This is a genomic window from Citricoccus sp., from assembly GCF_035445025.1.
Classification (GTDB): Bacteria; Actinomycetota; Actinomycetes; order Actinomycetales; family Micrococcaceae; genus Citricoccus.
On the sequence record NZ_DAOMPX010000005.1, the window covers coordinates 73,645 to 98,868 of the forward strand.

The window sequence follows — 25,224 nt, forward strand, 5'->3', positions numbered from 1 at the left end:
GCCGCATGTTCTCGAAAGTGCTGATCGCCAACCGCGGCGAGATCGCCTGCCGCATCATCCGCACCCTCCGGTCCCTGGGCATCCGGTCGGTGGCGGTGTACTCCGACGCCGACGCCGGCGCGCGCCACGTGCAGCTGGCCGACAGCGCCGTGCGCCTCGGTCCGCCACCGGCCGCCCAGAGCTACCTGGACATCGGGGCCGTGATCGAGGCCGCCCGGTCCACCGGCGCCGAGGCCATCCATCCCGGGTACGGCTTCCTCGCCGAGAACGCCACGTTCGCGCAGGCCTGTGAGGACGCCGGCCTGGTCTTCATCGGCCCGAGGGCGGGGTCCATCCAGGTCATGGGGGACAAGATCACCGCCAAGAACGCGGTCCAGCAGCGCGGCGTGCCCACTGTCCCGGGCATCGCGAAGCCGGGCATGACGAACGAGGAGCTGGCCGCCGCGGCCGGGGACGTCGGCTATCCGCTGCTCATCAAGCCCTCCGCAGGCGGAGGCGGCAAGGGCATGCACGTGGTCGAGTCGGCGGACCAGCTGGCCTCGTCCCTGGATGCCGCCCGGCGCGAGGCCGCCGCGAGCTTCGGGGACGACACCCTGTTCCTGGAGCGCTACGTCCTCACCCCGCGCCACATCGAGGTCCAGGTGCTGGCGGACGAGCACGGCAACGTCATCCACCTCGGCGAGCGCGAGTGCTCCCTGCAGCGCCGCCACCAGAAGGTCATCGAGGAGGCGCCCTCGCCGCTGCTGGACGAGGCCACGCGCGCACGCATCGGACAGGCCGCCTGCGACACAGCCCGGTCGGTGGACTACCGGGGTGCGGGCACCGTCGAGTTCATCGTCCCCGCGGACTCCCCCGACGAGTTCTTCTTCATGGAGATGAACACCCGGCTGCAGGTCGAGCACCCGGTCACCGAGGAGGTCACGGGGGTCGACCTGGTCGAACAGCAGCTGCGCATCGCCGCCGGCGAGGTCCTGGACCTGGCCCAGGAGGACATCGTCCTGACGGGCCATTCCATCGAGGCGCGCGTCTACGCCGAGGACCCGGCCGCCGGGTTCCTGCCCACCGGCGGCACCGTGGAACACGTCCGGCACCCCGCCGGGGACGGCGTGCGGGTGGACACCGCCATCGAGGACGGCCTCGTGGTCTCCGTGGACTACGACCCCATGCTGGCCAAGGTCATCACGTGGGGCCGGGACCGCGAGGAGGCCCGCCGCCGGATGGTCACGGCCCTCGAGGACACGGCCATCGTCGGCTTCACCACCAATGTCGAGTTCCTGCGCGCGCTGCTGGAATTGCCCGATGTCGTCGCCGGTCGGCTCGACACCGGGCTGATCGCCCGTGAGCTGGACGCCATCGGCTTCGCGGTGCCCACCGAACGGGACGTCCAGGAGGTCGCCCTGCTGATGGACGCGGCCCGCGGGACCGACGCCGGCCCGTGGCGCCGGCGCGACGGATGGCGGCTGGGCGCCCCGGCGCCCCGGCAGATCCGCCTGGCCGCGCCGGACGGCACGACGCACACGGTGCGGCTGGCCGGGCCCGTGGACTCCCCGGTCGTGGTCACCGACCGCGGCGAGCTGCCCGCCCAGGTGCGCCGGCACGGGCACTGGGCCACCGTGACGATCGACGGTGTCGGCCGCAGCTTCACGGCCGTCGTCGGGCCCGACGGGGTGCAGCTGAACCGCGAGGGCGCCCTGTTCGACATCCGGCGCGAGCGCACGGAGCACGGGGTCGACGCGGAGGCCAGTTCGGACCCCACCCTGGTCTCCCCGATGCCCGGCACCGTCCTGCTCACCCCCGCCGCCGACGGTGACGTGGTGGCCGAGGGGGACCCGGTGATCGTCGTCGAGGCGATGAAGATGGAACACGTCATCCGCTCGACCGTGACCGGCACGGTGCGGCTGCACGCCGGCGTCGGGGACGCCGTGAGCCGCGACCAGGTGCTGGCCGTCATCACCGTCGAGGACGGTGCCGACGGGCGCGCGGACGCGAACTGGGACGACGAGAAGGTCGAGGAGGCCTCATGACCGGCAGGCGGATCGAGCAGCGCGGGCTGTACTTCGACGAGATGGAGGAGGGGGCGGTCTACGTCCACGCCCCGGGGCGCACCGTCACCGAGGCGGACAACGTCCTGTTCACCACGCAGACCATGAACACCCAGTCCCTGCACCTGGACGCCGCCTGGTCCGCCGGCACGGAGTTCGGGGAACCGCTGGTCAACAGCATGTTCACCCTCTCCACGCTGGTGGGGCTGTCCGTCGCCCAGTTGACCCAGGGCACGATCGTGGCGAACCTGGGCTTCTCCGAGGTGACCTTCCCGGCCCCGGTGCGGCACGGGGACACGCTCTACGCCGAGACGCTGATCGCCGCCAAGCGCCGGTCGACGTCCCGGCCGCACCAGGGGATCGTGGAGTTCCACCACACCGCGCGGAACCAGGACGGGACCGTGGTGGCCGTGGCCAAGCGGTCCACGCTGATGCAGGTGTCGCCGGCGGCACTGGCCGGTGAGGGTGGTGCGGGTGGTCGGAGCGCCGGTGCCCCGGACCCGGCGGCCGGGACGGCGTCCGCGGACGGACTGGCACCGGGAGGCGCGGCATGAGCGGCGCGCACCCGGGCCCGGCGATCCTGTTCTGCCCGGCCGACCGGCCCGACCGCTATGCCAAGGCCGCTGCCGCGGCCGACGCCGTGATCATCGACCTCGAGGACGCCGTCGCCCCGGCGGACAAGGACACCGCGCGGGAGCACGTCGCGGCCTCGTCCCTGGACCCGGAGTCCACGATCGTCCGGGTCAATCCCGTCGGGACGCTCGAGCACGACCTGGACCTGGCGGCCCTCGAGGGCGGGCCGTACCGCCTGCTGATGCTGGCCAAGACGGAACACGCCGGGCAGCTCGACCACCTGCAGGAGGCCGGGTACCGGGTCATCGCGCTGTGCGAGACGGCGGCCGGCGTGGAGAACGCGGCCGAGATCGCCCGGCACCCGGCCGTGGTGTCCCTGATGTGGGGCGCCGAGGACCTGGTGGCCTCCATGGCCGGCCGTTCCAGCCGGTTCGCGGAGGGGCAGCACCGGGGCCGGTACCGGGACGTCGCCCGGTACGCCCGCTCGCGGGTGCTGATCGCCGCGAACGCCGCCGGCAAGGTGGCGGTGGACTCGGTGTTTCTCGACATCCCGGACCTGGACGGGCTGCGGGCCGAGGCCGAGGACGCCGCGGCGTCCGGATTCGCCGCCACCGCCTGCATCCATCCCTCGCAGGTGGCCGTCATCCGCGAGTCCTACGCCCCGGGTGATGAGGAACTGGAGTGGGCCCGGGCGGTGCTGGCCGAGGCCCAGCACCAGCCGGGGGTGTTCCGGTTCCGGAACCGGATGGTGGACGAGCCGGTGCTGCGCCAGGCACGGCGGATCGTGGGCTGAACCGGGGCGGTGCGGCGTGGTCAGTCCTTGACGATGACCACGACCTTGCCCACGGCCGTCCGGTCCTCGATGGAGGCCAGCGCCTCCGCCGCGCGTTCCACCGGGTAGACGTGGTCGACCACCGGGTGCAGGGAACCGGCGTCCAGCAGGTCCTGCACCCCCCGCTGGACGCGCGCGAGGGTCCCCGGGCGCTCGCCCTCCATCCCGTCCATCGCCATGCCCCTCAGCGTGAGGTTGCGCAGCAGCAGGCGGTTCGTCCTGATCTCCGGGATGGTCCCGCTCGCGAACCCGACGACGACACCGGTGCCGCCGATCCGCAGTGCCCGGACGGCGTCGAGGAACCCCTCGCCGCCGACCATGTCGACGAAGCCCTGCACGCCGTGCCCCGCGGTCAGCGAGCGGACCTCCTCGAGCCAGGGACCGGTGGAGCGGAGGACGTGCGTGGCACCGGCGGACCGGGTGATCCGTTCCTTCTCATCCGAGGACACCAGGGCGATCGTCGAGATGCCCTGGGCCCGGGCGATGTCCAGGACGGCCGTGCCGACACCCCCGGCGGCACCCGTCACGAGCACCGTTCCGCCCGGACACACCTCCGTGCCCTCGAGGGCGTACAGGGCGGTGGAGTAGTTCATCTGGACCCCGGCGGCGTGGACGAAGTCCATGCCCTCCGGGATCCGGACCAGGTAGTCCTCCAGCGCCAGCGCGCGCTCGGCCAGCCCGCCGTGCCAGACGGAGCCCGCCACCCGGTCCCCGGGGCGGAAGGCGGAGTCCGCGGGGGCCTCGAGCACGACGCCGGCCACCTCGCTGCCCGCGATGTACGGTGCCTCGAGACGGTGCTGGTACTTCCCCCGTGTCTGCAGGGGGTCGATGAAGGACAGCCCCGCGGCATGCACGTCCACCAGGATCCTGCGGCCGCCGGCCCGGTCGTGGGCCCCCGACGGCTCGGGCACGTCCCGGAGCGTCGCGACCGCCGGGCCGCTCAACTCCGGGATGACGACGGCCCTCACGACTCCGCCGCCTCCTGGCGCAGCAGGGCGTCGGTGTACTCCACGGCGGTCTGCGCGCCACCCGAGGCGACCGCGGCAGGCGAGGAGCCGCCGTCGGGGTGGACGTCGGCCTCCCGCCGGCGGAGCTCGACGCGGCGGATCTTGCCGGAGACCGTCTTGGGCAGGTCGTGGAACTCCAGGCGGCGGATGCGCTTGTAGGGCGCCAACGAGTCCCGGCAGTGCTGCAGGATCGCCCGGGCGGTCTCCTCGGTGGGTTCCCAGCCCTCGGCGAGCTGGACATAGGCCTTGGGAACGGCGAGCCGGATGGGATCCGGCGAGGGGACCACGGCGGCCTCGGCGACCGCCGGGTGCTCGATGATCGCCGACTCCAGCTCGAACGGGGACAACCGGTAGTCGGAGGCCTTGAAGACGTCGTCGTTGCGGCCGACATAGGTGATGATGCCGTCCGCGTCCCGGGAGACCAGGTCACCGGTGTGGTAGACACCGTCCCGGAACGCCTCGGCCGTGCGCTCGGGATCCCCCCAGTACCCCGTGGTCAGCCCGACCGGGCGGGGGTCCAGGCGCAGGCAGAGCTCGCCGACCTCGGCGGACTCCTCGCCCGTGTCCGGGTCGATCAGCACGACGTCGTACCCCGGCAGCGGACGGCCCATGGCCCCCGGCCGCACGGGCTGGCCCGGGGTGTTGGCCACCTGCAGGGTGGACTCGGTCTGGCCGAAGCCATCCCGGATCTGGGTGCCCCAGGCCTTCTCCACCTGGGCGATAACCTCGGGATTGAGGGGCTCGCCGGCCGCCACGATCTTGGTGGGCGGGTTCTCCAGCTGGGTCAGGTCGGCCTGGATCAGCATGCGCCAGACGGTGGGCGGCGCGCAGAAGCTGGTGACGCCCTCCCGGTCCATCTGGTGCATCAGGGCCTTGGCGTCGAACCGGCCGTAGTTGTAGAGGAACACGGTGGCCTCGGCGATGAAGGGGGCGAAGAAGTTGGACCAGGCGTGCTTGGCCCAGCCGGGCGAGGCCACGTTGAGGTGCACGTCGCCGGGCTCGAGGCCGATCCAGTACATCGTGGACAGGTGGCCCACCGGGTAGGACGTGTGCGTGTGCTCGACGAGCTTGGCCTTCGAGGTGGTGCCGGAGGTGAAGTACAGCAGCATCGTCTCATCGGCCCGGGTGGGCTCGTCGAGGCCGAAGGAGGTGGGCGCGGTGAACGAGTCGCGCCAGTCGTGCACGGGCCGGGCGGGGGACCCGCCGTCGGGCCGTGCACCGATCTGCACCAGCTGGAAGTCACCGGGGACCGTGTCGAACTTGGCCGCCTCCGTCCCGTTGGTGACCACCCAGGAGGCCTGACCGCGCGCGACCCGGTCGGCGAGGTCGGCCGGGCCGAGCATCACGGTGGAGGGGATCACGGGTGCGCCGATCCGGATGCAGGCCAGCATTACCTCCCACAACTCGACCTGGTTGCCCAGCATGACGATGACGTGGTCTCCACGGCGCACCCCGATCCCGCTCAGCCAGGCGGCGACCTGCGTGGACCGTTCCGCCAGGTCACGGTAGGTCCGGCGCTCGCTGGTGCCGTCCTCACCGGTGATCACGAGGGCGGGCTGACCGCCGCGATCCCCCGCGGCCACGTGGTCGATCCAGTCCGAGGCGAAGTTGAAGTGCTCGAACCTGGGCCAGGCGAAGGTCTGGTGTGCCGTGTCCGGATCGGTGCGACAGGCGAGGAGCTGGTCGCGGGACTGGCGGAAGAGCTCGGCGGGGGACTGTGCGGTCATGGGATACCTCTCGGAGCCTGACAAGCGCGAATCACCGTCAGCAGACGCGTGTTCGGGAGTCCGTCGTGGGTGGAATGTGACCCAGACTACAGTCCCTTACTCGGAAGACCTAGTATTCAGTTGGAAGTCCTAGTAAGTTGGCGCGCAGACCCACACGAGATGATTCCCGTCCGCCGACGGGCAAGGAGAGCACGCATGAGGATTGTGGTTTTGGCCAAGCAGGTTCCGGATACCTGGTCCGATCGGAAGATCGACCTGGAGTCGGGGATGCTGGACCGGGCGGCCTCGGAGCCGGTGCCGGATGAGATCAATGAGCGGGCCCTGGAGAACGCGCTGCAGTTCAAGGACGGGCACCCGGACGCGGAGATCGTGGTCCTGGTGATGGGGCCCGAGGATGCCACGAAGACGCTGCGGAAGCTGCTGTCCATGGGCGCCGATTCGGCCGTGCTGGTGACGGACGCGTCCCTGGCGGGGTCGGACATGGTGCAGACCGCCAGGGTGCTGGCCGCGGCGATCGAGAAGATCGGCGGTGTGGACCTGGTGGTGGCCGGCAACGAGGCCACCGACGGCCGGGGCGGGATGATCCCGGCCATGGTCGCCGAGGTCCTGGGACTGCCGGTGCTGCCGGGCCTGGACATGATCGAGATCGCCGCGGACCGGGTCTCCGGCACGGCGGGCGTGGACGGGGGAACGTTGCAGGTCTCGTCCTCGCTGCCTGCCGTGGTGTCGGTGACCGAGAAGACGGCCGAACCGAGGTTCCCGAACTTCAAGGGGATCATGGCCGCGAAGAAGAAGCCGCTGCAGACCTGGTCGCTGGCGGAGCTGGGCATCCAGGCCGGGCCGGAGGCCGCCTCGGTGCGGTCGGTGATGGTCTCGGCCACGGCGCGACCGCCGAAGCAGGCCGGTCCGAAGGTTGCCGACGACGGCACCGCCGCATCCCAGCTGGCCGAGTTCCTGGCCGCCCACCGGCTCATCTGAGTTCGCCGGCGAAGTCCTCCCCGAAGACCAGAACACGTGACGAGCTGAAGGAAGCACGCAGATGTCGAACGTTGGAAATGTCCCAGTCCTGATCGAGACCACCAGTGAGGGCGCCCCGAAGTCCACCGCGGCGGGTCTGCTCGGGGCCGCCGCGCAGATCGGTGTCCCGGTCGCGGTGGCCGTGACCGTCCCGGGGGCGGCCGGCACGCTGGCGGCGGACCTGGGCGCACTGGGCGCGGCCCAGGTGTACCTCGCCGAGTCCGAGACGGCGGCCACCGAGCTGGGTTCCGCCCAGGTCGGCGCCCTGGCCGATGCCGTCCAGGCCTACCAGGCCCCGGTGGTGCTGCTCTCGGCCACGAACGACTCCAAGGCCGTGGCCGGCCGGCTGGCGATCGTGGCCGGCGGGTCCGTGGCCGCGGACGCCGTTGGCATCTCCTATGACGAGGAGGGCCAGGAGGTCATCGCCACGCACGCGGTGTTCGGCGGGGACTTCACCACCGAGTCCACCGTGGAGGGCGGGTTGATGATCGCCACCATCCGTCCCGGGTCGATCGAGGCCCGGGCCGAGGCCGTGGCGGCCCCCGAGGTCAGGACCGCGGCCGTCTCGACGACCACTGCCCGGGGCGCGAGCATCGACTCCGTGGACGAGGCCCCGGCCTCCACCGGTCGCCCGGCGCTGCGCGGGGCTAAGACCGTGGTCTCCGGTGGCCGCGGGGTCGGGTCCAAGGAGGCCTTCAGCGTGGTCGAGGACCTCGCCGACGCCCTCGGCGCCGCCGTGGGCGCCTCCCGCGCGGCCGTGGATGCCGGGTACGTGCCGCAGTCCTACCAGGTCGGCCAGACCGGGGTGACGGTGACCCCGGAGCTGTACGTGGCCCTGGGCATCTCCGGTGCCATCCAGCACCGCGCCGGGATGCAGACGGCCAAGACCATCGTGGCGATCAACAAGGACGAGGACGCCCCGATCTTCGAGGTCGCCGACTTCGGCGTCGTCGGTGACGTCTTCAAGGTCGTCCCCCAGCTGATCGAGGAGATCAACAACCGCCGCAACTGACGCCTGGCGCGTCCTGCGCCCCGGGGTGCGGGACGCGTACCCGGGACGGAGCCCCACCCAACCCCCCACGCCGTGACCATCCCCGCGAAGGACTGAGACGCCTCATGAGTACCGAGCAGAACCCGGGACCGCGCACGGTCCGGCGCCGCATGGCCGGTTACACCCCGCCGGCGCCGCGATCCGGGGAGCCGGACACCGCCCCCGACGTGTCGATGACGGCCGCCACCCCGTCCCCGCCACCCGCGGCAGGGGCGACAGGGGTGACGCCGGCTCGCCAGGAACCGGCCGCACGGTCCGGAGGGGACCCTGTAGTGGAGGCCGCGACACCTCCCGAGGGTGAGCCCCAGGCGCAGCCTGCCACGGCGACGGCCGCGGGCCCCACCCGCAAGCGCCGCATGGGCAGTACGCCCGCTCCTCCGCCCTCTGCCGTGCAGGCCCCGGCGCCCGCGTCTGAGGCCCGCGTGAGTGCTTCCGACACCCCGGTTGCCGAGACCTCCTCCCCGCACGACGCATCCCTCGCCATCGGGGGTGGCCACGGGACCGGTGAACCCGCGCCTGCTCCGGCGCGCAGGCGCCGCATGGGCGGCGCCCCGGCGGCGCGGTCTGCTGAGGCCGTGCCACCGGGGGGCCAGGACGGGGGGACGTCGTCCGCAGCCCCCGACGCCCCGGCCCCCGGCTCCCCGGCCCCCGCGGGTGACGCGCCGTCCACTGCGGCTGCCCCCGCTCCGAAGCGCCGGATGGGTGGTGCTCCTGCAGCCCAGGCCACCACGGCGTCGGCTTCGACGGCGCCCAGCGCCCCGGGACCCGAGGCCACCGGTGCTGCGCCCCGCAGGCGGATGGGTGGCGCCCCCGGTGCCGACGGGGCGAGCGCTCCCGCCGTCACCACCGACGGAGCGCCCACGCGTCAGCGCATGGGGGGCGCCCCCGCCCGTGACCCCGAACCTGCATCCGCGAACCCCATCCGTGCTGCCGCCACCCCGGCCGCGGCACCCGCGGCCTCCACGCCCTCCGGCGCTGCCCCCTCGGTCCCGTCGGGTCGGGCGGGGACGCCGGGTCCGGCGGGGGCAGCCACCCCGGTGAAGTCGGAGCGTCCGTGGGTGCGCCCGGTGGTGATCACCGCTGCCCTGGTGGTGGTGGCCCTGGCCGTGGTGCTCGGGGCCCGGTGGCTGCGCACTCTGGAGGGCGTGCAGGAGTTCATCGCCACCTATGACGGGCACGCCTCCCAGCCGGCCACCGCGCCGGCGGGCATGCCCTGGTGGCTGGGCTGGCAGCACTTCTTCAACATGTTCCTCATCGTGCTGATCATCCGCACCGGACTGCAGGTGCGCACCGAGCGCAAGCCCCCCGGGTACTGGACCGCCAAGAAGGACTCCTTCTTCTCCCCGAAGGGCAACACCCCCAAGAAGGTCTCCCTGTCCCAGTGGCTGCACCAGTCCCTGGACGTGCTCTGGGTCCTCAACGGGATCATCTTCGTGGTCCTGCTCTTCGCCACCGGGCACTGGATGCGGATCGTGCCCACCAGTTGGGATGTGTTCCCCAACATGGTCTCGGGGGCGATCCAGTACGCCTCCCTGGACTGGCCCACCGAGAACGGCTGGGTGCACTACAACGCCCTGCAGGTGATGGCCTATTTCACCACCGTGTTCATCGCCGCCCCGCTGGCGATCATCTCCGGGCTGCGGTTCTCCACCTGGTGGCCCGAGCGCGCCGAGAAGCTCACCAAGGCCTACCCGGTGGAGTGGGCGCGGGCGGTGCACTTCCCGGTGATGCTCTACTTCGTGGCCTTCACGATCGTGCACGTGTTCCTGGTGTTCTTCACCGGGGCGCTGCGGAACCTGAACCACATGTACACCTCCCGGGACGTCGTGGACTGGTGGGGCCTGGTGATCTTCCTGGTCTCGCTGGTCGTGATCGCCGCCGCGTGGTTCCTCACCCAACCGATGTTCACCACCCCGATCGCCGCCCGCACCGGCAAGATCTCCAAATAGTCCGGCCCGACACCCCTGGGCCGCACGGAGAAAGGACTGCAGTCATGTACCAGATCACCGAGGACCAGCGCGCGCTCGTCGACGCCGTGCGAGACTTCGCCACCGAGCGGATCGCTCCCCATGCCCTGGACTGGGACGCCGAGAAGCACTTCCCGGTCGACGTGCTGGCCGAGGCCGGCGAGCTCGGCCTGGGCGGCATCTACGTGGGCGAGGAGCACGGGGGCGCCGGGCTGGACCGCAAGGACGCCGTCCTGATCTTCGAGGAGCTCGCCAAGGCGGATCCGGCGCTGTCGGCCTACATCTCCATCCACAACATGGTGGTGTGGATGATCGACTCCTTCGGCACGGACGAGCAGCGCGCCCGATGGGTCCCCGACCTCGTGACCATGCAGCACCTCGGCAGCTACTGCCTGACCGAGCCCGGGGCCGGCTCGGACGCGGCCTCGCTGACCACCCGGGCCGTGCGGGACGGTGACGACTACGTCCTCAACGGCGTGAAGCAGTTCATCTCCGGGGCCGGCACGTCCGAGTACTACGTGGTGATGTGCCGGACCGCGGACACCGGTGCCAAGGGCATCTCCACGCTCGTGGTCCACAAGGACACCCCCGGTCTGTCCTTCGGTCCGAACGAGAAGAAGATGGGCTGGAACACCCAGCCGACCCGCCAGGTGATCTTCGAGGACGCCCGCGTCCCGGTGGCCCATCGCCTGGGGGAGGAGGGCGACGGGTTCCACATCGCCATGAAGGGACTCAATGGCGGGCGCATCAATATCGGCGCGTGCTCCCTCGGCGGCGGGCAGGCCGCCCTGGAGAAGGCCACCGCCTACCTCAAGGAGCGCACCGCCTTCGGCGCCCCGCTGACCACCAAGCAGTCCCTCGTGTTCGACCTGGCGGACATGGCCACCGACCTGGAGGCGGCCCGCACGTTCCTGATGCGGGCGGCCGACGCGCTCGACCGCAAGGACCCCGACACCGTGCGATTGTGCGCCATGGCCAAGAAGGTGGCCACGGACACCGGGTTCGATGCGGCGAACAAGTCACTGCAACTCCACGGCGGGTACGGCTACCTGCACGAGTACGGGGTGGAGAAGATCGTCCGGGACCTACGGGTCCACCAGATCCTGGAGGGCTCCAACGAGATCATGCGATTGATCGTCGGCCGCATGCTGGTCGACGCCTGAGACACCCCCAGAGGACCGGGCCGGCACCGGTCCGGTCCGGAGGAAAGGAAACCATGAGCACCGACGCATCGTCGCCGACGTCACCGGCACAACCGGCAGGACCCGAGGTGATCGTCCGCCGGGCGGGTCACCTGGGCCATATCGTCCTGAACCGGCCGAAGGCCCTGAACGCCATCACGCCCGGCATGGTGGACACGGTCCGCGCCGCCCTGGACGAGTGGCGCCAGGACGACGGCGTCCGGACCGTCCTGGTCTCGGGGGCGGGGGAACGGGGGCTGTGTGCCGGCGGTGACATCGTCAACCTGCACCGCACCGTGACGGAGGGCCACCCGCAGGACGCCGACCACTTCTTCGACATCGAGTACACGATGAACGGGGAGATCGCGGACTACCCGAAGCCCTTCGTGGCGTTCATGGACGGGATCGTGCTGGGCGGCGGCGTCGGGATCTCCGCCCACGGCTCCCACCGGATCGTCACCGAACGGACCCGGCTGGGCATGCCGGAGACGGGTATCGGCTTCTTTCCCGACGTCGGCGGGTCCTGGCTGCTGGCCCACGCCCCGTCCGGTTTCGGCACCCACATGGCCCTGACCTCCCAGCACGTCACGGGCGCGGACGCCGTCGAGCTGGGCTTCGCCGACCACTTCGTGCCGTCGGAGGCGCTGCCGGACCTGGCCCGCGCGCTCGAGACACGGGAGGCCGACGAGGCGATCGCCGCCGTCGCGACCGAGGCCCCGCCCGCGCCGCTGCTCCAGCACCGCCGGTGGATCCAGTCCGCGTATGCCGCCGGCACGGCCGAGGAGATCGTCGCGGCGCTGGAGGCCGATGGTGACCCGGCCGCCGCGGAGGCGGCCGCGCAGATCCGGGCCAAGTCGCCGACGTCGGTCAAGGTCACCCTTGAGCTGGTGCGGCGGGCGGCGCAGATGCCCTCCGTGCACGAGGTGCTGGACCAGGACCGCCGGGTGGCCCGCCACCTGATCCGCAGTGCCGACATGAGCGAGGGCATCCGCGCCCAGCTCGTGGACAAGGACCGCAACCCCCGCTGGAGTCCGGCGACCCTGGAGGACGTCCGCGACGAGGACGTCGCCGCCGTCTTCGAGCCGGCCGGCACGGACCATCAGACCCGCACCCAGGCCGTCAAGGAGGCCCTGTCATGACCGAGAACACCGCCGCATCCGGTGCCCTGCCGGACATCGCCTTCATCGGACTGGGGAACATGGGCGGCCCGATGGCCGCGAACCTCGTGAAGGCCGGTTACCACGTGACCGGCTTCGACCTGGTCCCGGAGGCCCTCGAGAAGGCCCGGGCCGCCGGGGTGCAGATCGCCGGTTCCGGGCCCGACGCCGTGCGCGAGGCCGACCTGGTGATCACCATGCTGCCCGCCGGGCGTCATGTCCTGGGCGCCTACCAGGGCAGGGACGGTTCCGACGGCGGCGAGCCCGTCGAGGGCCTGCTGGCCGCGGCCCGGCCCGGAACGCTGTTCATCGACTGCTCCACCATCGCGGTGGAGGACGCCCGGACCATGCACGAGATCACGACGGCGGCCGGTCACCGGTCCCTGGACGTTCCCGTCTCGGGTGGCACCGTGGGCGCCGAGGCCGGGACCCTGGCCATGATGGTCGGCGGGTCCGCGGAGGACTATGCGCAGGCCCTGCCCGTCCTGGAGGTCGTCGGGCGCCGCGTGGTGCACTGCGGCGAGGCCGGCGCCGGTCAGGCCGCCAAGGTCTGCAACAACATGATCCTGGGCGTGTCCATGATCGCGGTGTCCGAGGCGTTCGTGCTGGGTGAGAAGCTCGGCCTGAGCAACGAGGCCCTGTTCGACGTGGCCTCCAACGCGACCGGCCAGTGCTGGGCGCTGACGACCAACTGCCCGGTGCCCGGTCCCGTGCCCACCTCGCCGGCGAACCGGGACTTCAGGCCCGGGTTCACCGGGGCGCTCATGGCCAAGGACCTCGGCCTGGCCCGCCACGCCATCGAGGCCACCGGCACCGAGAGCCGCATGGGGCTGCTCGCCGCGGAGATCTACGAGGCCTTCGGGGCCGGCGAGGGCGCCACCAAGGACTTCTCCGCGATCATCCAGCAGATCCGCGAGCACTCGGGCGCGGCGTCCGGAGCCTCCGGGGCCTGAACGCCGCCGGCCCGGAGCCGCCCGGACCCGAACCCACCCACGTCCCACCCCAGGAGAACCGTCATGACCGAGCAGATGCAGGTACCAGCAACGAGTGAGAGGGCACCCATGACCACCGACTACGAGACCATCCTGACGAACGTCGAGGGCCGGGTCGCCACGATCACCCTGAACCGGCCGAAGGCCCTCAACGCGATCAGCAACCAGCTGACCCAGGAGGTGCTCGACGCCGCCATCCGCTATGACCGCGACGAGGACATCGGCGCGATCGTGATCACCGGGTCGGAGAAGGCCTTCGCCGCGGGGGCCGACATCAAGGAGATGGCCACCCTGAGCTTCTCCGAGGCCTACACCTCGGACATCTTCGGCGGCTGGGAGCAGTTCACCGCGATGCGCACGCCGGTCATCGCCGCCGTGGCCGGCCACGCCCTCGGCGGTGGTTGCGAACTGGCCATGATGGCCGACATCATCCTGGCCGCGGACAACGCGAAGTTCGGCCAGCCGGAGATCAAGCTCGGCATCATCCCGGGGATGGGTGGTTCGCAGCGCCTGACCCGAGCGATCGGCAAGTCCAAGGCCATGGAGATGGTCCTGACCGGCCGGACCATGGGCGCCGAGGAGGCCGAGCGCACCGGGCTGGTGGCCCGCGTGGTCCCGGTGGCCGACCTGCAGCGCGAGGCCGCGGAGCTGGCGGCCACGATCGCCGGGATGTCCAAGCCGATCGCCATGCTCGCCAAGGAGGCGGTCAATGCCGCCTACGAGTCCAGCCTGGCCGAGGGCGTGCTCCTGGAGCGCCGGCTGAACCACGCCTGCTTCGCCACCGAGGACCAGTCCGAGGGCATGGCCGCCTTCGTCGAGAAGCGTCCGGCCACGTTCACCCACCGCTGACCACTGCCATTCCCCGGACACCCCAGACCACCTGAGAGAAGGACCCCATGACCGAGATCACCCTGGATTCGAGGGCCAGTGACATCCTGGCCGGCGTCGAGCAGCTGCTGTGGATCGACGGCCGCGCCGTCGAGGCGGCGACCGGCGAGTGGCGCGAGGTGCGCAACCCCTCCCGCCGCGGTGAGGTCATCGCCCGGGTGCCGGCCGCCGGCCCCGAGGACGTGGACCGCGCGGTGGCGGCCGCCCGCACGGCCTTCGGCGAATGGCGCAGCGTGCACTTCACCGAGCGGGCCAAGGCACTGCTGGCCATCGCCGCCGACATCGAGGCCGAGGCCGAGAAGTTCGCGCGGCTGACCGCCCTGGACACGGGCAACGCCCTGCGGACCCAGGCCCGGCCGGAGGTCGCCACGCTGGTGTCCCTGTTCCGCTACTTCGCGGGCGTGGCGGGGGAGTCCAAGGGCGTCACCCTGCCCGCCGGGGACCAGCAGCTGCAGTACACCCGCCGGGAGCCGCTGGGCGTGGTCGCGTGCATCCTGCCCTGGAACTCGCCGCTGATGATCGCGGCCTTCAAGGTCCCCGCGGCCCTGGCCGCGGGCAACACGGTGATCCTCAAGGCGGCCGACGACGCCCCCCTGACGATCCAGTACCTGGCCCAGGTCTGCCAGCGGCACGTGCCGGCCGGCGTCGTGAACTCCCTGACCGGTCGCGGCTCGGTGATCGGCAACGCCCTGTCCACCCACCCGGGCGTGGACAAGGTCTCCTTCACCGGTTCCACCGAGGTGGGCCGCGGCGTGGCCGCGAAGGCCTCCGAGCGGCTGGCGCACCTGTCCCTGGAACTGGGCGGCAAGAACCCCTCCATCGTGTTCCCGGACGCGATCGAGGACGAGGGCATCCTGGACGGCCTGATGCTCTCCTCGCGCTTCGCCCGGCAGGGCCAGTCCTGCACGGCGGGATCCCGGCTGTTCCTGCACGAGGACATCTACGACGAGATGCTGGACAAGCTCGCCGCCCGCCTGGGGGCGATGGTCGTCGGCGACCCGCTGGACGAGGCCTCGGACATGGGCGCGGTGATCAACCAGTCCCAGTTCGACCAGATCAGCGGTTACCTCGAGGAAGGGCGCAACCACCCCGACCTGACGACCGTGCTCGGCGGGAACGTGCCCGCGGACGGCCCGCTGACCGAGGGCTTCTACCACGTGCCCACCATCTTCGGCGGGGCCCGCAACGACTTCCGGCTGTCCCAGGAGGAGATCTTCGGACCGGTGCTGGTGGCCATCAAGTGGAAGGACGTGGACGAGGTGGTCAAGATGGCCAACGACTCCCACTACGGTCTGGCCGCCTACGTGTGGACCCACGACCTGGACAACGCGCTGAACACCGCCCACCGGATCGAGTCCGGCTGGGTGCAGGTCAACCAGGGCGGCGGGCAGGTCGTGGGCCAGTCCTACGGCGGGTACAAGCAGTCCGGCATGGGCCGCGAGGCCTCGCTGGAGGGCATGCTCGAGGGCTTCACCCAGATCAAGCAGGTCAACGTCAGGCTGCGGGGCTGACCATGACCGGAGAGCAGACCGGACAGCCCACCCGCCTGCCGCTGGAGGGCATCACCGTGATGGACCTCTCCCGGGCCCTGGCCGGACCGTACTGCACGGCCCTGCTCGGGGACCTCGGGGCGAGGATCATCAAGGTGGAGTCGGCCAAGGGCGGGGACTCCACCCGCACCTGGCCGCCCTTCGAGGACGAGCACTCCCTGTACTTCGACTCCACCAACCGGAACAAGGAGTCGATCGCGGTCGACTTCTACTCCGACCAGGGGCGGGAGCTGCTCTGGAACCTGGCCGCCTCGGCCGACGTGCTGGTGGAGAACTTCCGTCCCGGGGTCCTGGCCACCATGGGCCTGGACCCGGAGCGGCTGCGCGAGGCGAACCCCGGACTGGTGATCGCCTCGGTCTCCGGCTTCGGCACCACCGGACCGCTCGCCCAGGCCGCCGGGCTGGACCAGGTCGCCCAGGGCATGTCCGGGCTGATGTCCGTCACCGGGCCCGACGCCGATTCCCCCACCCGGGTGGGGGTGCCGGTGATGGACCTCTACGCGGGCGTGTTCACCGCCGTCGGGGTGTGCGCCTCGCTGGCCGGCCGCGCCGGCAACGGTGGCCGGGGCCACCAGGTGGGCACCTCCCTGCTGGAGGCGGGCCTGGCCATCTCGGCGTTCCAGGGGCAGAACTACCTGTCCACCGGCACGGTTCCGGTCCCGCAGGGCAACAACCATCCGGTCCTGGCCCCGTACGGGGTGTTCCGCACCGCGGACATCCCGGCGATCATCGCCGTCGGCAACCAGGCCCACTGGAAGACGTTCTGCCGGATCATCGGCGCCCCCGAGCTCGAGGACGACCCGCGATTCGCGATCGGCCGGGACCGCTCCGAGAACAGGCAGGAGCTCGCCGGGCTCATCGAGGAGCGCCTCCAGCACCGTCCCGGACTCGAGTGGATCGAGGAATTCCGTGCCGCAGGCATCCCGACCGGGCCGATCTACACCTATGCCCAGGCCTTCGAGGACCCGCAGGTGCAGGCCCTGCAGATGGTGCAGCGGGTGGAGCGGATCGACGGCTCGCCGCTGCCGCTGTTGCGCGGCCCGCTGAGCGTGGACGGCGTGCCGGCCGGGGTGCGCAAGGCCCCGCCGGCCCTCGGTGAGGACACCCGCGCCGTCCTGGAGGGGCTCGGACTGGACGAGGGCCAGATCGCCGGGCTCGTCGAGGCGGGCATCGTCACCGAGACGGTGCGTCCATGAGCGCAGCGGTGCCGGCGGCGGGGGAGCCGACCCGGCCGGGAGGGTCGGTGCAGGTCTCCAGGTCAGGACAGATCGCCACGATCACCCTGTCCAATCCGGGCCGGCGCAACACCATGACCGAACGGATGTGGCTCGGCCTGGTCCCGGTCTGCCGGGACCTCGCCGAGGACCCGGACGTCCGGGTGGTCGTGGTGCGCGGTGACGGGACGGACTTCTCCGCGGGCGCGGACATCTCCGATCTGGACAGCATCCTGAGGACCGAGGAATCGGGCCGTCACGACGGCGGCGCGGTCGCCCGGGGCGAGGCGGCCCTGGCCGGTCTGCACAAGCCGACCCTCGCCGCCGTCCAGGGGTACTGCCTGGGCGGGGCGTGGCAGATCGCGGCGGCCTGCGACATCCGCCTGGCCTCGTCGGACGCGACCTTCGGCATCACGCCGGCCAAGATCGGGATCGTCTACCCGGTGGCCGGCATCGAACGCCTGGTGCGCATCGCCGGCCCGTCCACGGCCAAGTACCTGCTGTTCAGCGGTGACTTCGTGGACGCCGAGCGCGCCCACGGGCTGGGCCTGGTCCAGGCCGTCCACCCGGCCGACACCTTCTGGGACGACGTGGACGACTTCGCCCAGCGCCTGGCCTCCCGGTCGCAACTGTCGATCCAGGCCATGAAGGACATCGTGGACGTGGCGGCCGCGGGCGGGGACCTGGCGCCGGTCAGCGACCACTGGCAGGAGCAGATGGCCGCCAGCCAGGACCCCGCCATCGGGGCCCGGGCGTTCCTGGCCAAGCAGACCCCGCGGTTCACCTGGAACGGCGGGCCCGACTCCGTGCGCCGGCCGGGCACCCGGGTGGTGGATGCGGGCAGCGCGTCATGAGCAAGACCCTCCGGACCGACCCCGTGGGCGAGGCGCACCGGCACTGGACCGAACGCGGGTGGGGGGACGCGGCCGACGGGATGGCCGCGGTCACCTCGCTGTTCCGGAGCCAGCAGATCCTGCTGGCCCGGATCGATGCCGTCCTGCGGCCGCTGGACCTCACCTTCGCGCGGTTCGAGATGCTCACCCTGCTGGGGTTCTCCAAGACCGGGGCCCTGCCCCTGGCGAAGGCCTCGAGCCGGCTCCAGGTCCACCCCACGTCGGTGACGAACACCGTCGAGCGGCTGGGCCGCGCCGGGCTGGTCCAGCGCCAGCCCCACCCCACCGACGGGAGGGCCAACCTGGTGGAGATCACCCCGCAGGGACGCGACCTGGCCCTGCAGGCCGCCCGGGCCCTCAACCGGGAGGTCTTCGGGGACCTGGGCATCGACGACGGCGAGGTGACGGCCCTGAACGGGATCCTCGCCCGGCTGCGGTACAACGCCGGAGACTTCGCCGAGGCCAGCCCGCTGATGACCCCGGGGACGCCGGGGATGATAGACGATCCGGCGACGCCTGCCGGGGAGAACCGCTGAGAGGAATTGATTTTTCGTTCAGGAAATGAGAAAATGAATAGGCCAAATTCCCGGTAGTGCCCCGAGCCGCTGCCGTGTGTCGCTTTGGCCTTGTCGAGAGAAAGGTGCACCCCACCCATGCGTCTGGTCCCCGGTCAGTTCGTCGTCCACCCCCACCACGGACCCGCGGTCGTGCTCGACCGCCAGGTGCGGCAATTGAAGGGCAAGGACGTGGCGTACGTCGATCTGGAGATCCAGGACAAGGGGCTGCGCATCTCCGTGCCCGAGGCCGGGATCAAGGACATCGGTGTCCGCGACGTCAGCAGCCACACCACCGTGCGGAAGCTGATGTCGTTGCTGGCCAAGCCGAGCGAGCACGTCGAGCAGCAGTGGTCCCGCCGGATCAAGGCCTTCCAGGAGAAGCTGTCCACCGGTGACCTGCCCCGCGTGGCCGAGGTCGTCCGCGACCTGCACCGCCGCCAGGCCGAGAAGGAACTGTCCATGGCCGAGCGGATGCTCCACCGCGAGGCCGTCGAGGTGCTCGCCGCCGAGGTGGCCATCGTCCTGGACATCACCGCGGTCGAGGCGGAGGACGTCATGGCCCAGGCCATCGACGGCACCCCGCTCAAGGACCTCGGGCTGGACCGAGGCAAGGCCGCCAGGCCGGCGGCCCAGCAGGCCGCCTGACCTGAGGTTCAGCGGGCCGGGTGGAAGACCGCCTCGGCCTGCACGAACGGCTTGGCGTCGGGCCCGTTCCCGGCGCCGTACAGCTCCACCTGCACGATCCGCAGCGACCTCCCGGCGTGCCGGACCCGGACCCGCGAGGCGATCTCGCCGCCGGCCGGCCGCAGGAACATGACCCGCAGTGACTGAAGGTCGTATCCGGCGCGGTCCGGCATGGCCTGCTGGGCCGCCAGTGCCGCCATCATGCTCAGGGCGCCGCCGTGGACGGCCCCGTGCGGGTTGCGCAACTCGTCCTTGCGCGCGAAGCCCCATCCGGCCCCGAAGGCGTCGGTGACCTCTGGTCGCCCGGCACTCGGGGCCGGCGTCGTGGGCTGGGCGCCGAGGACCTGTCCGAGGGGAACCTCGGTGTCCGGCCCCATGGGCAGGCCTGCCATGGCGATGAAGTGCCCGACGGCGGCGGGATCGTTCCCGTCCACGCCCTGGAACCAGCCGGTCGCCTGGACGTACTCCGTGCCGTCCGGCCCCCGCAGGGTTCCCGAGGCCATCCCGCCCGTGCCGTCGGCCACCAGGGTGCGGGTCCACGACTCCAGGGTGGTGCCGTCCGCGGGCAGCGGTCGCAGGACGTTCAGCACCAGTTCCGTGGTGACGATCCACTGCAGGCGGCGTTCCGCGGCGTGCAGGGACGTGGCCAGCGTGTTGTCCATGATCACCGCCGCCGCGGCGCCGAAGGGGCGGTCCTCCGGGTCCTGGACCCAGGGGCCGGTCGTCATCGTCCCCGTCCGGGCCCCGGCCACGCCCTCCTCCGGGCCGCGGAACAGCCTCACCCGCATCAATTGCTCCATCCGGCCCAGCACGAGGGACGGCCGGCCGGCGGGGGCGTCGCCCCGATCGTCCCGGGCGCCGTCCGCGCCATGGGCCGGGAGGGTGTCGGTTCCCCCGGGAAAGGGCGGCAGGGTGCGGTCCGGATGGGGTGCGGTCATTCCAGCAATGTAGCGGAGTGGCCCGGGGAAGCGGCCCGAAGGGTGCCGTGAAGGGGGACGTGGGGCTGCGGGAGCCTCGGCCTCGACCCCTGAATATAACGAAACGGTAAAGATCCCTGAGCAGCCTTCCGTGTACTGAGTGTTTGCCCGAGCAACCGCGTCAGCTCGCGGAAGTCCGGCCCTCCGAACCCGCCTTCCAGGACGGCCTCCCGGGGCCCAGAACCCCCGGATTTCGCGGATCTCGGGTTGAAATCGAAACTCAGCTCGTTAGGTTGGAATGGATGGCAGATGATGCAGACACACCACTGACCACCCGTCCGAACAGCCTCACCCTCCGCCCGTTGCGGGCCGCCGATGGTGCAGCGCTCTGGCAGTTGACGAAGGACTCGCAGGTCCTGGACCTCAACTCCTCCTACGCCTACCTGCTGTGGGCCAGGGACTTCGCCGACACCTCCGTGATCGCCGAACTCGACGGCGAGCCGGTCGGCTTCGTGACCGGCTACCTGCGGCCCGAGTCGCCCACCACCCTGATGGTGTGGCAGGTCGCGGTCTCCGAGGCCGCCCGTGGCCGCGGGCTCGCCTCGAAGATGCTCGACGCGCTCGTCGCCCGGACGTCCGCCAAGACCGTGGAGACCACGATCACCGCGGACAACGAGGCCTCCATCGCCCTGTTCACGCGCTTCGCCCAGCGCCACGGCGCCAGCCGCGAGGTCATGCCGCTGTTCACCGACCGGATGTACCCGGACGGACATGACACCGAATACCTCCACCGGATCGCGCCCCTCTCCGGGCCGCAGATCGACCCCATCCGAAAGGGACACACCATGGATACCACTGTCTTCAGCACCGTCGAGTCCGAGGTCCGCAGCTACAGCCGCGGCTGGCCCACCGTCTTCACCCACGCCAAGGGCTGCATCCAGACCGCCGAGGACGGCACCGAGTACCTCGACTTCTTCTCGGGTGCCGGCGCCCTGAACTACGGGCACAACCACCCGAAGCTGCAGGCCGCCGTGGCCGAGTACCTCACCAGCGACGCGGTCGTGCACTCCCTGGACATGATGACCCCGGCCAAGCGGGAGTTCCTGCAGACCTTCAAGGACGTCATCCTGGATCCGCGCGGTCTCGACTACAAGGTCATGTTCCCGGGCCCGACGGGCACCAACACCGTGGAGGCCGCCCTGAAGCTGGCCCGCAAGGTGACCGGGCGCCAGCACATCCTGTCCTTCACCAACGCCTTCCACGGCATGACCCTCGGGTCGCTGTCCGTGACCGGCAACTCGATGAAGCGCAAGGGGGCCGGTATCCCCCTGACCAACAGCTCGAAGATCCCGTACGACGACTACTTCGACGGCGAGACCGCCGACTTCCTGTGGCTGGAGCGGGTCCTGGAGGACTCCGGTTCCGGCGTGGACAAGCCCGCCGCGGTCATCGTGGAGACCGTACAGGGCGAGGGGGGCGTGCGCGCCGCCCGCCTGGAATGGCTCCGCGGCCTGTCCGAGCTGTGCGCCAAGCACGAGATCCTGCTGATCGTCGACGACGTCCAGGCCGGCTGCGGCCGGACCGGCACCTTCTTCAGCTTCGAGGAGGCCGGATTCACCCCGGACATCGTCTGCGTCTCCAAGTCGATCTCCGGCTTCGGCCTGCCGATGGCGCTGACCCTGTTCCGTCCCGAGCTGGACGTGTGGACCCCGGGCGAGCACAACGGCACCTTCCGCGGCAACAACCTGGCCTTCGTCACGGCCACGGCCACCCTCAAGGAGTTCTGGGCGGACGACACCTTCCAGCTGGGCCAGCTCGCCGAGGCCATCGCGACCCTGCATGACGGCCTGGAGCAGATCGCCGACTCCGTGGAGGGCGCCTCGGTGCGCGGCCGCGGACTGCTGGCGGGCGTGCGCTTCGAGGATGCCGAGGTGGCCGGGAAGGTCGCCGCTCGTGCCTTCGACAACGGCCTGCTGGTGGAGACCTCCGGCCCCGACGACGAGGTGCTCAAGGTGATGCCGGCCCTGACCACCCCGCGGACCGAGCTCGAGCGCGGCCTGGGCATCATCGCCGACGCCGTCGCCGCCGTGACCGGAACCGAGGTCGGTTACCGGCCCGGTGCCCGCGAACTGGCCAGCGCCTGAGCCACCCACCCCTTCACCACTGCCGGTTACGAGCACGATGAGTGTCGGTCCACACGGCGTGTCCCTGCCTCCGCCGTGCTCGTAACGGTCCACCCGACTGAAAGGAACCACCCATGCTGGTGACCAACCTGAACGACCTGAACGACACCGACCGCGACATCCAGTCCGAGACCTGGCGCTCGCGCCGCATGGTCCTGGCCGGTGAGGGCGTCGGTTTCTCCTTCCACGACACCGTCATCTACGCGGGCACCACCTCCACGTTCCACTACGCGAACCACATCGAGGCCGTGTACTGCGTGCAGGGCGAGGGCACCCTCACCAACGAGGAGACCGGTCAGGTGCACGAGCTCCGGGACGGCACGATGTACCTGCTGGACGGCCACGAGAAGCACACCGTCCGCGCGACCACCGAGCTGCGCATGGCCTGCGTGTTCAACCCGCCGGTCACCGGCCGCGAGACGCACGACGCCAACGGCGTCTACCAGCTCGTCCTGCAGGAGGGCTCGGACCGCAAGGTGCCGACGAAGGCCAACGTCGAGACCGAGGCCATGGCCTGATCGCCTGACCCCCGGCACCCGCCACGGACCTGGCGGCCGGTCCCGCTCCCACAATCCCCTCATCGGGGTCCGGGGGCGGAACCGGCCGCCAGGCCCCGTTAAGGGGTCCGCCGGGGTGCCGGGCGCGTCCGGGGGTGCATCCCCGCCCGTCAGGTCATCTGTTTGCCCCACCCCGTGTGACGCGGAATACTGTAGGTGAACGATCGGTCGGTAATTCGGCCTCCACCCCTGAAGTTCCCGCGAACGGAGTCCCATGACTGCAGCATTCCTGATCGGCGGCGCCCGCACCCCGGTGGGCCGGTACGGAGGGGCCCTGTCCTCCGTCCGCCCGGACGACCTCGCCGCGCTGACGGTCCGCGCCGCCGTCGAGCGCGCCGGCCTGGCCCCGGACGTGGTGGACGAGGTGATCTACGGCAACGCCAACGGTGCCGGCGAGGAGAACCGCAACGTCGCCCGCATGGCCTGGCTGCTCGCGGGCTTCCCGGACCACGTCCCGGGGATCACCGTCAACCGCCTGTGTGCCTCGGGCATGAGCGCCATCCAGATGGCCTCGCACATGATCCAGGCCGGTGCCGCGGACGTCGTGGTCGCCGGCGGCGTGGAGTCCATGTCCCGCGCCCCGTGGGTGATGGAGAAGCCGGCCAAGCCCTTCGCCAAGCCCGGTGAGGTGTACGACACCTCGATCGGCTGGCGCTTCCCCAACCCCGCGTTCCTCTCCGGTGAGTACTCCCGCGGCGGCAAGGCCACCTACTCCATGCCGGAGACGGCCGAGGAGGTCGCCCGCGTCTACAACACCTCCCGCGAGGACTGTGACGCCTTCGCCGTCCGCTCCCACGAGCGGGCGCTGGCCGCCATCGAGGCGGGCCGCTTCGCCGAGGAGATCGTGCCCGTGACCGTCAAGGGCCGCAAGGGTGCCGAGACGATCGTGGACACGGACGAGGGCCCGCGCCCCGGCACCACCGCCGAGGTCCTGGCCGGACTGCGCCCGGTCGTCAAGGGCGGCTCCGTCGTGACCGCGGGCAACGCCTCCACCCTCAACGACGGCGCCTCCGCGATCGTCGTCGCCTCCGAGGCCGCCGTCGAGAAGTACGGGCTGGCCCCGCGCGCCCGGATCCTGGCCGGCGCCTCCGCCGGACTGGCCCCGGAGATCATGGGCATGGGCCCGGTCCCGTCCTCCCGGAAGGTGCTGGAACGCACCGGCACCGCGGTCGGCGACCTCGCCGCCGTCGAGCTCAACGAGGCGTTCGCCTCGCAGTCCCTGGCCAGCATGCGCGAGCTGGGCCTGGACGCCGGGATCGTGAACAACGACGGCGGCGCGATCGCCCTCGGGCACCCGCTCGGCTCCTCGGGATCCCGCCTCGTCATCACCCTGCTGGGCCGCCTCGAGAGGGAGGCGTCCGCGGGCGCCCGCGGCCTGGCGACCATGTGCGTGGGCGTCGGGCAGGGGTCCGCCCTGCTGGTGGAGTCCGTCTGATGACGCGATCCCAGACACTGGAGGCCGGCGGGTTCACCACGCTGGCGATCGAGGAGCGCGAGGACCGGCTGGTGGCCCGGCTGCACCGGCCCGAGGTCCGCAACGCGATCGACCAGACGATGGTCGACGAGCTGCACGCCGTCTGCGTCCACCTGGAGGCCGCGCCGAAGGTCCTCATCCTCACCGGGACACCGTCGGACACGGAGGCCGGGACCAAGGGGATCTTCGCCTCCGGTGCGGACATCGCCCAGTTGCGTGAGCGCCGCCGGGACGACGCGCTGGCCGGGATCAACTCCACGATCTTCGACCGGATCGCCAAGCTGCCGATGCCCGTCATCGCGGCCCTGGACGGTTACGCCCTCGGCGGCGGGGCCGAGCTGGCCTATGCCGCCGACTTCCGGATCGGCACCGAGGCCCTGCGCATGGGCAATCCCGAGACGAACCTCGGGATCCTGGCCGCGGCCGGCGCCACCTGGCGGCTGAAGGAACTGGTGGGGGAGCCGCTGGCCAAGGAGATCCTGCTGGCCGGCAAGGTGCTCAAGGGCGCGGAGTGCCTGGCGGCCGGGCTCATCACCGAGCTGGTGGCCCCGGAGCAGCTGATGGACGCCGCCCACGCCCTGGCCGACCGGATCGGTGCCCAGGACCCGCTGGCGGTGCGCATCACCAAGTCCGTGTTCCACACCCCCCGGGAGGTCCATCCCGTCATCGACACCCTGGCCCAGGGCATGCTCTTCGAGTCCCAGGCCAAGTTCGACCGCATGCAGGCGTTTCTCGACAAGAAGAACAGGAAGTAGGCCCTC

At 71.3% G+C, this 25,224-nt stretch carries 22 protein-coding genes and 1 pseudogene; 20 read left to right on the forward strand and 3 right to left on the reverse strand.

Going from position 1 to position 25,224, the window contains the following annotated elements; all coding sequences use genetic code 11:
- Positions 1-5: 5 nt before the first annotated feature.
- From PLJ28_RS03350 to PLJ28_RS03360, 3 genes are read left to right on the forward strand one after another with little or no spacing between them, the layout of a single operon-like run.
- Positions 6-2,024, forward strand: coding sequence for an acetyl/propionyl/methylcrotonyl-CoA carboxylase subunit alpha (locus PLJ28_RS03350; RefSeq protein ID WP_183529922.1), 2,019 nt, complete (start codon positions 6-8; stop codon positions 2,022-2,024).
- Positions 2,021-2,596 carry a MaoC family dehydratase gene (locus PLJ28_RS03355; RefSeq protein ID WP_183529920.1) on the forward strand — a complete coding sequence of 192 codons (576 nt, stop codon included), beginning with the start codon at positions 2,021-2,023 and terminating at the stop codon, positions 2,594-2,596. Before PLJ28_RS03350 ends, PLJ28_RS03355 begins: the two co-directional genes overlap by 4 nt.
- The gene (locus tag PLJ28_RS03360) at positions 2,593-3,408 is read left to right on the forward strand and encodes an HpcH/HpaI aldolase/citrate lyase family protein (RefSeq protein WP_183529918.1); all 816 of its coding nucleotides are present in this window, start codon (positions 2,593-2,595) and stop codon (positions 3,406-3,408) included. Before PLJ28_RS03355 ends, PLJ28_RS03360 begins: the two co-directional genes overlap by 4 nt.
- A 20-nt stretch (positions 3,409-3,428) precedes the next feature.
- On the opposite strand, the gene PLJ28_RS03365 is transcribed toward PLJ28_RS03360, so the two are convergent.
- Both PLJ28_RS03365 and PLJ28_RS03370 read right to left on the reverse strand, forming a co-directional pair.
- Entirely contained in the window at positions 3,429-4,415 is a 987-nt protein-coding gene (locus PLJ28_RS03365) for an NADPH:quinone oxidoreductase family protein (protein WP_183529916.1), read from the reverse strand.
- A complete protein-coding gene (locus tag PLJ28_RS03370; protein ID WP_298042887.1) occupies positions 4,412-6,181 on the reverse strand; it encodes an AMP-binding protein in 1,770 nt (589 codons plus the stop codon). The genes PLJ28_RS03365 and PLJ28_RS03370 overlap by 4 nt, the downstream gene beginning before the upstream one ends.
- Before the next feature lie 195 nt (positions 6,182-6,376).
- Between PLJ28_RS03370 and PLJ28_RS03375 the strand changes: the two genes are divergently transcribed.
- The 12 genes from PLJ28_RS03375 to PLJ28_RS03430 all read left to right on the forward strand — a co-directional run bounded on the left by PLJ28_RS03375 (position 6,377) and on the right by PLJ28_RS03430 (position 19,293).
- Positions 6,377-7,159, forward strand: a complete 783-nt coding sequence (locus PLJ28_RS03375; protein WP_183529912.1) for an electron transfer flavoprotein subunit beta/FixA family protein — start codon at positions 6,377-6,379, stop codon at positions 7,157-7,159.
- A 61-nt stretch (positions 7,160-7,220) separates the two neighbouring features.
- Positions 7,221-8,210 (forward strand): electron transfer flavoprotein subunit alpha/FixB family protein, encoded by a 990-nt coding sequence (locus PLJ28_RS03380; RefSeq protein ID WP_183529910.1) that lies wholly within the window; start codon positions 7,221-7,223, stop codon positions 8,208-8,210.
- A 1,106-nt stretch (positions 8,211-9,316) separates the two neighbouring features.
- Positions 9,317-10,198, forward strand: coding sequence for a cytochrome b/b6 domain-containing protein (locus PLJ28_RS03385; protein ID WP_324589882.1), 882 nt, complete (start codon positions 9,317-9,319; stop codon positions 10,196-10,198).
- A 44-nt stretch (positions 10,199-10,242) separates the two neighbouring features.
- Complete coding sequence (locus PLJ28_RS03390) at positions 10,243-11,379, forward strand: acyl-CoA dehydrogenase family protein (protein WP_183529906.1); 1,137 nt, start codon at positions 10,243-10,245, stop codon at positions 11,377-11,379.
- Between the two features lie 53 nt (positions 11,380-11,432).
- A complete protein-coding gene (locus tag PLJ28_RS03395; protein WP_183529903.1) occupies positions 11,433-12,536 on the forward strand; it encodes an enoyl-CoA hydratase/isomerase family protein in 1,104 nt (367 codons plus the stop codon).
- Positions 12,533-13,507, forward strand: a complete 975-nt coding sequence (gene mmsB / locus PLJ28_RS03400) for a 3-hydroxyisobutyrate dehydrogenase (protein WP_298043314.1) — start codon at positions 12,533-12,535, stop codon at positions 13,505-13,507. Before PLJ28_RS03395 ends, mmsB begins: the two co-directional genes overlap by 4 nt.
- 108 nt (positions 13,508-13,615) lie before the next feature.
- Positions 13,616-14,395 (forward strand): enoyl-CoA hydratase, encoded by a 780-nt coding sequence (locus PLJ28_RS03405; RefSeq protein ID WP_298043312.1) that lies wholly within the window; start codon positions 13,616-13,618, stop codon positions 14,393-14,395.
- 47 nt (positions 14,396-14,442) lie between these two features.
- Positions 14,443-15,945 carry an aldehyde dehydrogenase family protein gene (locus PLJ28_RS03410; RefSeq protein WP_183529900.1) on the forward strand — a complete coding sequence of 501 codons (1,503 nt, stop codon included), beginning with the start codon at positions 14,443-14,445 and terminating at the stop codon, positions 15,943-15,945.
- Between the two features lie 2 nt (positions 15,946-15,947).
- Positions 15,948-17,180: a CaiB/BaiF CoA transferase family protein gene (locus PLJ28_RS03415; RefSeq protein WP_324589883.1), complete on the forward strand. Its 1,233-nt coding sequence runs from the start codon at positions 15,948-15,950 to the stop codon at positions 17,178-17,180.
- The gene (locus tag PLJ28_RS03420; RefSeq protein WP_183529896.1) at positions 17,177-18,052 is read left to right on the forward strand and encodes an enoyl-CoA hydratase/isomerase family protein; all 876 of its coding nucleotides are present in this window, start codon (positions 17,177-17,179) and stop codon (positions 18,050-18,052) included. Before PLJ28_RS03415 ends, PLJ28_RS03420 begins: the two co-directional genes overlap by 4 nt.
- Positions 18,049-18,627: a MarR family winged helix-turn-helix transcriptional regulator gene (locus PLJ28_RS03425; protein ID WP_183529894.1), complete on the forward strand. Its 579-nt coding sequence runs from the start codon at positions 18,049-18,051 to the stop codon at positions 18,625-18,627. Before PLJ28_RS03420 ends, PLJ28_RS03425 begins: the two co-directional genes overlap by 4 nt.
- Positions 18,628-18,744: 117 nt before the next feature.
- Positions 18,745-19,293: a CarD family transcriptional regulator gene (locus tag PLJ28_RS03430; protein ID WP_183529892.1), complete on the forward strand. Its 549-nt coding sequence runs from the start codon at positions 18,745-18,747 to the stop codon at positions 19,291-19,293.
- Between the two features lie 8 nt (positions 19,294-19,301).
- Here PLJ28_RS03430 and PLJ28_RS03435 read toward each other — a convergent pair whose 3' ends face one another.
- Positions 19,302-20,270, reverse strand: coding sequence for an acyl-CoA thioesterase domain-containing protein (locus tag PLJ28_RS03435; protein ID WP_183529890.1), 969 nt, complete (start codon positions 20,268-20,270; stop codon positions 19,302-19,304).
- Positions 20,271-20,551: 281 nt separating this feature from the next.
- Here PLJ28_RS03435 and ectA point away from each other — a divergent pair.
- The 5 genes and pseudogenes from ectA to PLJ28_RS03460 form a co-directional block, all read left to right on the forward strand.
- Positions 20,552-21,043 (forward strand): annotated as a pseudogene (gene ectA / locus PLJ28_RS03440) (diaminobutyrate acetyltransferase); the annotation flags it as partial.
- 51 nt (positions 21,044-21,094) lie between these two features.
- The gene (ectB, locus tag PLJ28_RS03445) at positions 21,095-22,393 is read left to right on the forward strand and encodes a diaminobutyrate--2-oxoglutarate transaminase (RefSeq protein WP_255459784.1); all 1,299 of its coding nucleotides are present in this window, start codon (positions 21,095-21,097) and stop codon (positions 22,391-22,393) included.
- A gap of 113 nt (positions 22,394-22,506) precedes the next feature.
- Positions 22,507-22,950 carry an ectoine synthase gene (locus PLJ28_RS03450; protein WP_183529888.1) on the forward strand — a complete coding sequence of 148 codons (444 nt, stop codon included), beginning with the start codon at positions 22,507-22,509 and terminating at the stop codon, positions 22,948-22,950.
- Between the two features lie 253 nt (positions 22,951-23,203).
- Positions 23,204-24,424: an acetyl-CoA C-acyltransferase gene (locus PLJ28_RS03455; protein WP_010144906.1), complete on the forward strand. Its 1,221-nt coding sequence runs from the start codon at positions 23,204-23,206 to the stop codon at positions 24,422-24,424.
- On the forward strand, positions 24,424-25,218 hold the full coding sequence (locus PLJ28_RS03460; protein ID WP_183529886.1) for an enoyl-CoA hydratase/isomerase family protein: 795 nt from the start codon (positions 24,424-24,426) through the stop codon (positions 25,216-25,218). Before PLJ28_RS03455 ends, PLJ28_RS03460 begins: the two co-directional genes overlap by 1 nt.
- Positions 25,219-25,224: the final 6 nt, after the last annotated feature.